The 9032-nt window shown below is 52.9% G+C and carries 7 protein-coding genes and 2 tRNA genes; 5 read left to right on the top strand and 4 right to left on the bottom strand.

What is annotated here, in order from left to right:
* The first annotated feature begins 300 nt into the window (after positions 1-300).
* A complete protein-coding gene (locus HMPREF1986_RS07330; RefSeq protein WP_021774186.1) occupies positions 301-1647 on the top strand; it encodes a hypothetical protein in 1347 nt (448 codons plus the stop codon).
* A 60-nt stretch (positions 1648-1707) separates the two neighbouring features.
* Here HMPREF1986_RS07330 and HMPREF1986_RS07325 read toward each other — a convergent pair whose 3' ends face one another.
* Both HMPREF1986_RS07325 and HMPREF1986_RS07320 read right to left on the bottom strand, forming a co-directional pair.
* Positions 1708-2265: a DJ-1 family glyoxalase III gene (locus tag HMPREF1986_RS07325; protein ID WP_021774185.1), complete on the bottom strand. Its 558-nt coding sequence runs from the start codon at positions 2263-2265 to the stop codon at positions 1708-1710.
* 323 nt (positions 2266-2588) lie between these two features.
* Positions 2589-3464 carry a DegV family protein gene (locus HMPREF1986_RS07320; protein WP_036599767.1) on the bottom strand — a complete coding sequence of 292 codons (876 nt, stop codon included), beginning with the start codon at positions 3462-3464 and terminating at the stop codon, positions 2589-2591.
* 279 nt (positions 3465-3743) lie between these two features.
* Between HMPREF1986_RS07320 and HMPREF1986_RS07315 the strand changes: the two genes are divergently transcribed.
* Positions 3744-3816 (top strand) — tRNA-Ala (locus tag HMPREF1986_RS07315).
* 184 nt (positions 3817-4000) lie between these two features.
* Here HMPREF1986_RS07315 and HMPREF1986_RS07310 read toward each other — a convergent pair.
* A complete protein-coding gene (locus HMPREF1986_RS07310) occupies positions 4001-4663 on the bottom strand; it encodes a B3/B4 domain-containing protein (RefSeq protein ID WP_021774182.1) in 663 nt (220 codons plus the stop codon).
* A 270-nt stretch (positions 4664-4933) separates the two neighbouring features.
* Between HMPREF1986_RS07310 and HMPREF1986_RS07305 the strand changes: the two genes are divergently transcribed.
* Both HMPREF1986_RS07305 and HMPREF1986_RS07300 read left to right on the top strand, forming a co-directional pair.
* Positions 4934-5566 carry a DUF421 domain-containing protein gene (locus HMPREF1986_RS07305; protein WP_021774181.1) on the top strand — a complete coding sequence of 211 codons (633 nt, stop codon included), beginning with the start codon at positions 4934-4936 and terminating at the stop codon, positions 5564-5566.
* Between the two features lie 57 nt (positions 5567-5623).
* A tRNA-Val gene (locus tag HMPREF1986_RS07300) sits at positions 5624-5696 on the top strand.
* On the opposite strand, the gene HMPREF1986_RS12890 is transcribed toward HMPREF1986_RS07300, so the two are convergent.
* Positions 5670-7388, bottom strand: coding sequence for an AMP-binding protein (locus tag HMPREF1986_RS12890; protein WP_021774180.1), 1719 nt, complete (start codon positions 7386-7388; stop codon positions 5670-5672). The two genes, HMPREF1986_RS07300 and HMPREF1986_RS12890, sit on opposite strands and share 27 nt — an antisense overlap.
* Before the next feature lie 115 nt (positions 7389-7503).
* On the opposite strand from HMPREF1986_RS12890, the gene HMPREF1986_RS07280 reads away from it, so the two are divergent.
* Positions 7504-8796 carry a glycosyltransferase family 2 protein gene (locus tag HMPREF1986_RS07280; protein WP_021774179.1) on the top strand — a complete coding sequence of 431 codons (1293 nt, stop codon included), beginning with the start codon at positions 7504-7506 and terminating at the stop codon, positions 8794-8796.
* The last annotated feature ends 236 nt before the right edge of the window (positions 8797-9032 follow it).

Here is a 9032-nt window from a genome sequence, read left to right as displayed (position 1 = left end):
CATCGGACATTTCGGCATCGGACAAGACTGCAGGCATCACGGGAAGAGGAAGCGGTGCAGACGTGATTTAAAGACTTGATTGACTTTGTCCGAAATTTATGTTACCTATTTCCCAGCGGAAGGGGATCCGGCGGAGCCTTAAAAGCGGCCTCCCGGATGGAAAATGCGAAGATGCAAAAGCAGCCTTCGATCGGCATTTTGCATCTTTACCTCTATCTTTATCTATATCTCTATCTTTATTTATGAATAACGAAGGATCCGCCGCAGGGCGAATCCCGTCTTTTACGCAGAGGAAAAGCCATGATAAATGTTGCCATTGTGAGCCCGGACCATTCCCTGGAGCCCGTGGACAAGGTCATAGAGGAGCAGGACTTTGGATGCAGTTTTCATCGCTACATCTATAAGAAGATGACGGATATCGACGAAATCTATCACGACTGCCGCGGAAAATGCGATGTGATATTCTTCTCCGGAGAGCTCGGCTATCATTATATCCGGCACAAGTTTCCGGATATCCGCATCCCCTGTGCCTTTACCGCCTATGAGCCCATTGATGTGCTCTCGATTCTCCTGAATTTTCAGATCTCTCACCCGGAGATACGCATGAATCGGGTCTTCTGCGATTTTCTGACAGAGACCAATCACTTCATGGGGCTTCCGCAGTACCTCCCAAAGGAGCATCAGCCCTATTTCTATACGGAGCGGCACTACGATTACAGACATATCACCGACTTCGCAAAGCAGCTCTGGGAGCACAAAAAGATCGATATGATTCTCTCCCGAAGCATCAATAATCTGAAGAAGCTGGACGAGCTCGGCATCCCCTATGTTGCGGTTTTCCCCTCCGAGGAAATGATCGTAAAGTCGATCCGGAATGCACTCAATGAGCTTCGGCTCGATCAGATCGCAGAGAAGGAGATCCTCAGCATCCTGATCCGCCTCCCCTTTTCCGAGGAGATCGAACAGGAGGAACAGGAGTACCGCGAAGCCACCCTCTACAAGTTCCTTGCGGACTACCGGAAGAGCCGGCATTTACACTTTTCCATCGAACAGGGCTTTAACCAATTTGAGCTTCACAGCGAGATTCCCGCCGGGGAGGACAATGCGGGTGCACTCGACTTTCTGAGGCGCGCGCTCACGGAGCTCAAGAGGAAGCTGGACTTCCCCTTCCGGATCGGCATCGGCATCGGAGCGTCCCGAGACAGAAGCCGCTGCTTCGCGGAGCAGGCTCTCATGGAGGCGAACCGCTACGGAAGAAATGATGCCTTCCTCGTGGACAAAGAGGACATCGTTCTGGGACCGCTCTCACAGGATGCAAGACTCGCCGCAGACTACACCAATGAAAAAGCGCTCCTCTTCGCGAGGGAGCAGGGAATCAGTGACACTAATATTCTGAAGCTGGTCAGCCTCTTTCAGGAAGAAAAAAACCGACTGCTCTCCTCCCAGTCCCTCTCCTCCCTCCTCGGTGTGACCGGCCGCTCCGCAAGCCGCATACTGGCAAAGCTCCTGGAGCTCGGCATGGTGGAGCAGCTGAAAGAAAGCGAGCAGCCGGAGAAGGCCGGGAGGCAGGGACGCCCGATCCACTACTTTCGTTTTCAGGAGGAGCGCTTCCGGGAGATGCTTTTTCCGGAGGATGATTCCCTGTAGAAAAAGCGATGGATCTATCTATCCTGTTTTATCCTTGATAATGATGGAATCAAGCCTCCCTCAGATCGTCCCGGGATGCTGTATGCCCTTTCGGACCTTTTGAAAGCTCTCCTCTCCCATGAGGAGTCGAAGGAGTTCCAGTCCGAAATCCAGCGCAAAGCCGAGCCCCCGGCTCGTACTGATCCGGCCGGAGCTCACGACCCCTTCCCCGGTCCACTCCGCGTCGTTGATCCCCTCCTGCCAGCCGGGATAGCAGGTGAAGCGCTTTCCGGAGAGAAGCCCATAATGCCCGAGAATGCTCGGTGCAGCGCAGATCGCTCCGATCCTCCTTCCCGCTCTCGCCTGCTCCAAAAGCATCGTCTTTACCGCGGGATTTGCCTCCAGATTGGGGACCCCCGGGACTCCTCCCGGAAGGAAGATAAGGTCATATCCGGCGGGGTCCACCTCCTCCAGCAGGCGGTCCGTCACGATCGCGATCCGATGAGAGCCTGTCACCACACGCTCCCCGCTCACAGAGACAAGCTCTGTCTCCACTCCTCCCCTTCTCAGGATATCCACAACGGACAGACACTCCACCTCCTCCAGACCGGGGGCCAGCAAGGCACATACTCTTGGCATCCTCTCTCCTTTCTCTTATCTTCTATTCTTTTCCCTTCTTATTCCTTTTACTTCTTCTCAGCTTCTTATTCTTTTTTCTTTCTCTGCCTTCTCAGCTCATTTTCTTCTTATTCTATTTTATTTCTTCTATTTTTCTAATCCGTTCTATCTTTCTGAACCGCACCTGGCTCTCCCGTCTTTCCTGTCTTTCCCCTCTCTCCTGTCTTTCCTCTCTTCCGGGCTCCCAGTATAGTATAGAAAGGAAAGAGCCGGAGCAGGGAGCATTTCCTAAAATCTCATCGGGGAAGGGCGATCACAGGGAGGGCAGTATTTTCGCACTGAAATTATTCTCTCCCGAAAAAGAAGAGGGCGACGGTGCCGGGTCCCGTATGACATCCGATGGTACTGCCGATGGGAAAGATCTCCGCCGTTTTCAGCTTCGGAAAACGTTTCCTGAGCTCCACGCGGAGAAGCTCTGCGTCCTCCCGGCAATCGGAATGGCTGATAAAGCACTTGTCGGAATAGTCCCTCCCGTCCTTGCAGAGCTCCTCCATCTTTTGGAGAATTCTGTCCATCACCCTTTTCTTTCCGCGGACCTTCTCCACCGCCTTCAGGCTGCCGTCCTCCGCGACCCGGAGCAGCGGACAGATATTTAATAGAGAACCGATCCAGCCCGCCGCCTTCGAGACCCTTCCGCCCCGGATGAAAAACGTAAGATCCGAGGTAAAAAACCAGCTTTGCTGTCTCGCGACAAGCCTTTGCAGCTCCTCATAGAGCTCCTCTATGCCCATACCCGCATCCCGGAGATCCGCTGCCCTGTCGACGAGCAGTCCATAGCCGGAGGAGGCGTTGAGAGAGTCCAGTACATAGACCTTCCTCTCCGGAAACTCCTCCCTCATCTCCTCCGCCGCAATCCTCGCGGAATTGATGCTCCCGGAAATGCCGCTGGAAAGCGTGATATGGAGAAGGTCCCTGCCCTTTGAGAGCACCGAGCGAAACAGCGCCTTGTATTCCTCCACATTGACCTGGGAGGTCCGCGTCATCTCCCCCGCGAGCATCCTTTGGTAAAGCTCCTCCGGACGAATGGACTCATAGAAATCATCCAGATACTCCTTCTCGCCGAGAAAAAAATGGAAGTATGCAAGCTTCACATCCCTATCCTCTGCCCACTGCCTGGATAAATCCACAGTAGAGCAGCAGCTCAATCCATATGCCGCCATAATTCCCCCGTCCTCTCTCTTCTGTTCCCACAGCGACTGCAAAAGGGCGAAGCCAAGGCAAATCGCTTTTTGTGAAACACCGATTCATCATAAAACAAATCCTGTCAATTTATCATCATAACGTGGATAAAGCTCTTTGTCAAAGTCCGACAGAATCAGCAAAGAGGAAATGCATAATTTCAAGTTATATCTTTTCTGATATTGCATGAATTTTATTTATGCATTTAGCGCAGCTTTTCCGTGACAAAGCCAAAAATATACTTTATAATACCTTCGTTCGGGGCATTAGCGCAGCTGGGAGCGCGTCTCCATGGCATGGAGGAGGTCACGGGTTCGAATCCCGTATGCTCCACTCACGAAAAAGCAGGGAAATCCGCCGGATCGGCTTCTTTCCCTGTTTTTTCATACTCGATCGGGAAGAAAATACCGCTTTGGCAGATGAAAAATGCGCTTTGGCGGTGCATGATGCAACACGAAATGCAGCACGAACGACGCAAAATCAGCGCAGCCTGCCCCGGATTGCTCCGATCGATATTTCAGACGCTCCCTATCTCGACATCTTTCGCCCCGGCGTATTTCTCAAACGTCGCTTTCGCCTGACAGAGCAGCTCATCGAGCGGAATCTCTTTCTCAAAGCAATAGATCACCGTCAAAATATTTCTCGCATCCTCCGTGAGCATGGCGCGGGTGGAATCCGACATGGACGAGCCGAAAATCCCCTCGTCATCGGATAAAACCAGCATATTCTCCATGTCCAGAAAATCCTTTCCGATTCCGCGATAGCCCTCCCCGGCTCCGGCCCTCCGCAGTCTGACCGCGCCCTTGATCCGAGAAAGATCATAGGAGCCGAGCGAGAGCCCGCTTTGCAGGGAGATCATATTATTGACATCCACAACAGTATTGACCGGAGGGATGCCCTCCCCGCGCTTCACCCTGCGAAGCAGCGCCTCGGAGGAAACACGGTAGCGCCCCGGATTTCTCCCAAAGGCCCGGTACGCTGCCCGGCTTCCGCGGATGCCGGGGATCTCTTCCCAGCTTTTTCCTGCGCTCTCTCTCCGAAGCCTCGGCAGAATATCATTCTCCATAAAGCGCGAAAGCTCCTCGGAGGAAGGACCCGGCTTCGCATAAAATTGCAGACAGCCGAGCCGGATCTCCGGATAAACCGCATATAATTCTCTTTCAATTCGGATCTCATGCATAACTCTCCCTCCCTTCTCACAAAACCGTCTCTTTATTTTCTCATCCTTTCCCGGAAAGCTCAAGGAAAAAGGCGGGAAATACGGATTCAAAATCTCCGCCCCCTATTGCAATTAAATCGGCGAAATTGTAGAATTAGGCAATTTAGAATTTGCTCCGTAGAGATCAAAGCCGAATTGCCGGAGAACAGGCAGCGAAGAAATCGTAATATAAAGTTTAGCCGGAAGAAGTTTACTTAAAAGAAGTTTCCTTAAAAGAAGGAGAGAAAAATCATGAATCCCTTTATATTAGTGACGATAAAGCTGTTAATCGGCTTTTTTGCGATGGTTATCATCATAAATATATCAGGAAAGGGGAATTTGGCACCGTCGTCGGCCAGTGACCAAATTGTAAATTATGTGCTCGGCGGGATCATCGGAGGTGTGATCTATAACGACAGCATAAAAATACCTAATTTCATTGCGATTCTATGCATTTGGTGTTTTCTTGTCCTGGCTATGAAGTGGGTCAAGAAGCATAATGTAAGAGCTAAGCAGCTAATAGACGGCAAGGCCTTGACAATAATCAATGACGGCAAAATAGTGATCGAGAATTGTAAGAAGGCCGGCTTGTCCGCTCACGATGTGGCTTTTAAGCTCCGTACCAATGGCATTTACTCCTCAAAGACGGTAAAGAGAGCTGTCGTCGAACAAAACGGGCAGCTGATCATAATACAGTCTGATGAAGAAGATCCAAAGTTTCCGGTCATCACGGATGGCCAGGTACAGCATGACATTCTCAAAGTAATCGGTAAGGACGAGAAATGGCTTCTCGATGAACTCAAAAAGCAAAACGTAGAGAAATGCAGCGAAGTCTTTCTGGGGGAGTACGTGGACCATGCTTTGATATTAAATACCTATGAATAAACGGAAAAAAATTTCCTCTTGCTTTTTATCCTTCGATCCTGTATACTCCCTTTCGTTGGAGGTATAGCTCAGCTGGGAGAGCATTCGCTTGACGTGCGAAAGGTCACAGGTTCGAGTCCTGTTGTCTCCACGAAGAGGAGAAGGGGAGCTGTGGAAAACGGCTCCTCTTTTTCAGTGCCCGGTAGTCCGTTTTGCTGTGGTGCTTTCTGTCCCGCGGGATCCGTCCGATCCGGCGGAGCTCTGTATTTTCCAAAATGCCCTCCTCCCGGAGAAATTCGCGAATCTGCTCTCTCTCTGTCTTTCCCCCGCATTCCTCATAAAAAAGCCGGTTTTTCCCTCCGCTGTAGAAGCAGGCCGCCTTTGAGAGCGTCGGAAAGCGGAGGAGAAGCCTCTGCTCCAGCGGTCCCGACGGAACCCTCCTCCCTTTCTTCACGAGATAGACATCTCTCCTCCCAAGGTAATACAGCTTTCCCTCTCGGAGTTCTCCGAGATCCCCGCTTCTGTGCCAGCTCCCCTCTCTCTCCCTCTCCTCTCTCCCTCCCTTTGCGAGGGATCCTCTAAGCAGGGCATCGCTCTTTACCAGGATCTCTCCTCCTTCGATCCGGATCGAGACTCCCGATACCGCCCCTCCGAGGCAGGACTCTCCCCTCTCCCGAAGGATCCGCACATAGTCCGAGAGCTCTGTCCGAGCGATAAGGTTACACTCCGTCGCGCCGTAAATGTAGCTGATCCTCACGCCGGGATAGTTTGCGAGTATCCTCTCCGCCTCCCGGATATTGAGGATCGCCCCTCCGATGTAGAGCTCCCGGAGCCCGGGAAAAGCATTTTTAAAATGGAGGCAGAAGTCCGGTGTCGTCATCAGACTCCGGATGGGAAGCGAGGAGAAATGCCGAAGCCTGCGCTCCCAATAGGACCAGAGCGGAATCCCCAGGTGAAGCTCCGGAAGCGCTACCGCATTTCCCATAAGAAGGTTGGAAAAGCAATACATGAAGGAGCTGACCAGCACGCATTCCCCCCCGCTTTCCCCCTGATTCTCCATGGTAAGCCGAAGCTGCCGGAGCAGCTCCCCGTGCGTCCGGATCACGGTCTTGGCGCTCCCGGTAGAGCCGGTGGTCATCGTAAGGAGAGCTTCCGTATCCTCGGAGGGCCCGGCAGGGCCCAAAAGCGAAAAGCTCTCCTCCTCTTCCCTTCTCTGCCTTCCGTCTAAGATCTCAGTTTTCTCTTCGTTCCACTGACTGGCCATGCAGCTCTTACTCTCTTCTCCCCTCTGTCTTCCCCCCGAAATCCCGTTTTTCCCTTCGCCCCACTGACCGGCCGTGCGGATCTTACGCTCTTCCCTCCACTGCCTTCCGCCTGAAATCCCATCCTTCTCCGCTGCCCTTCCTCCTTTCCGCACCTTTCTTCCCCTCCTCTCCTCCGAAGAATCGATCCGGAGAAGCAGCGGTATCTGAAGGAGCTTTGGAAAGAGCAGCCGCAGAAAAAAGGTCCCTCGATTCACTGCGACGGCATCCGCCGGAGCGCTTTTCAGCGCGGCGCCCCCCCGGCGAAGCCCCGTCTGGACATCCGCATAGAGAAGAGAAATCCCAAGCCGCATGGCGGCGAGCATGAAAAGCAGAAGCTCATAGGAAGGAGGCGCAAAGAGAAGAATCCTCTGCCCGGGGCAAAGCCCCCTCTCAATGAGGCAGCGCTCCCTGCTTTCGACCTCCCGATGGAGCTCCCGGAAGCTTTTCCTCCGGAGCTCCCCCTTCCTGAAGTAGAAAAAGGCGCTCTCCTCCCCCTTCTCTTCGCATACTCTGTCAAAGAGCCTCACGATCTCACTCATATCCTCACCCTCAAAAGCTCTCTCATCCTGTGGACTTCTTTAAAGAAAAAGTATATCATGAATCCGTCTTCTTTCCCCGGACTCTTTTGCCCGTCTTTTTGAAAGAGAGGGATGCATGCCTGTACTTTCCATCATTGTACCGATCTATAATGCCAAGGAGACGCTCAGCCGCTGTGTAAACAGTATCCTCTCACAGGATTTCAAAGACTTCGAGCTCCTCCTCATGGACGATGGCAGCAAGGACGGCTCCGAAAAGCTCTGTGACAGCTTCCGCGAAAAGGATGCGAGGATTCGTGTCATCCATAAGGAAAATTCCGGCGTCTCCAATACCAGAAATGCGGCGCTCTCCATCGCAAAGGGCCGCTATATCCAGTTTCTCGATGCGGATGACTGGATCACTCCGGAGGCCAGCGGGCAGCTTGTCCGCGCACTGGAAAAAGAGAAGGCGGATATCGTCATAGCGGATTTCTACCGGGTCGTCGAGAAATGGATCTCCCGGAAGGGCTCTATCGACACGGAAGGACTTCTCACGAGGCAGGAGTTTGCGGACTGGATGGCGAAAAGTCCCGCGGACTACTATTACGGCGTCCTCTGGAACAAGCTCTTCCGCCGGGATATCATCGAGCGCTATGGTCTCCGGATGGACCCGGAGCTCCGCTGGTGCGAGGACTTCATCTTTAATATGGAGTATCTCCTTCACGCAGACAGGATCTATGTGCTCCGCGTCCCGATCTACTACTATGTAAAGACGGAGGGCTCCCTCGTCCAGCAGGGACTCAATGCGAGCGACATCATCCGCATGAAGCTGAATGTGATCGACTACTACTCCGACTTCTATAAAAATGTCTACAGTCCGGAGGATTATGCGAAAAAGCGCGCGGAAATCTACCGCTTTTTGCTCGATTACTCCCGAGACAATGAAGCGATCCCCCTCCTTCCGGGATCCAAAAAACTCGGAGAGGAGAGGACGAAAGTCGCCCACGACTTCGTCCGGGAAAATTCCTGGACAAAGCATTACTATGAGGAGCGCATGTTTCAACGCCTCTTCCGCTCCGTGATGAGCCGCTTTGATCTGGAGCGCCGCGAGCTTTCCGTCCTCCTCTACCTTCATAGCTTCGGCAGCGTCGGCGACTTAAAAGAGCTCTCCGAATACCTGGAGCTCCCCAAAATTTCCGCGCAGGCTCTCCTTCAGTATCTCTCGATCCGCGGCTACCTGAAGATGGACTTCGCAAAACCGGAGACCGCATCCCTCACAGAAAAATCCGGAAGAATTCTGAATGCGATAGACAGCGCTGTCTCGGAGGAAGAGCAAAACAGCACAGAAGGAATGAGCGAAGGCGAAAAGAAAAACTACCGCGCCCTTAGAGAAAAGGTCTTCCAGAACCTGAAAAAACGCCTGAGAATGTAGAGATCGGCTGATGCCTCCCGGGCGAAGCCGAGTCGCTGAGCTGCGGATGCGGCGAAGCAAAAGCGTAGAAGTCTGCCATCAGGCAGACTCGGAGCGTCCTTGAGTCTTCTCGAAGAGAAGTGCCTCCCCCGCTCCTTCAGGACCCCCGGATCACTGAAAGCCCCACATTTTAAGCAGCCGTTCTGCCGCTTTGCCTGTCCAAGCGCAGGCCGTCTGCCGCCCCGGCGTTTAGCGAT

Origin of the sequence: Oribacterium sp. oral taxon 078 str. F0263 (genome assembly GCF_000469565.1) — a bacterium.
Classification (GTDB): Bacteria; Bacillota; Clostridia; order Lachnospirales; family Lachnospiraceae; genus Oribacterium.
The sequence above is the reverse complement of the archived record's forward strand: the minus strand, read 5'-3'. Positions and strand labels throughout refer to the sequence as shown.

Excerpts from the sequence above, each read along its gene's own strand:
- HMPREF1986_RS07330 (WP_021774186.1), top strand. The coding sequence starts at position 301 with ATGATAAATGTTGCCATTGTGAGCCCGGACCATTCCCTGGAGCCCGTG.
- HMPREF1986_RS07325 (WP_021774185.1), bottom strand. The coding sequence starts at position 2,265 with ATGCCAAGAGTATGTGCCTTGCTGGCCCCCGGTCTGGAGGAGGTGGAG.
- HMPREF1986_RS07320 (WP_036599767.1), bottom strand. The coding sequence starts at position 3,464 with ATGGCGGCATATGGATTGAGCTGCTGCTCTACTGTGGATTTATCCAGG.
- HMPREF1986_RS07310 (WP_021774182.1), bottom strand. The coding sequence starts at position 4,663 with ATGCATGAGATCCGAATTGAAAGAGAATTATATGCGGTTTATCCGGAG.
- HMPREF1986_RS07305 (WP_021774181.1), top strand. The coding sequence starts at position 4,934 with ATGAATCCCTTTATATTAGTGACGATAAAGCTGTTAATCGGCTTTTTT.
- HMPREF1986_RS12890 (WP_021774180.1), bottom strand. The coding sequence starts at position 7,388 with ATGAGTGAGATCGTGAGGCTCTTTGACAGAGTATGCGAAGAGAAGGGG.
- HMPREF1986_RS07280 (WP_021774179.1), top strand. The coding sequence starts at position 7,504 with ATGCCTGTACTTTCCATCATTGTACCGATCTATAATGCCAAGGAGACG.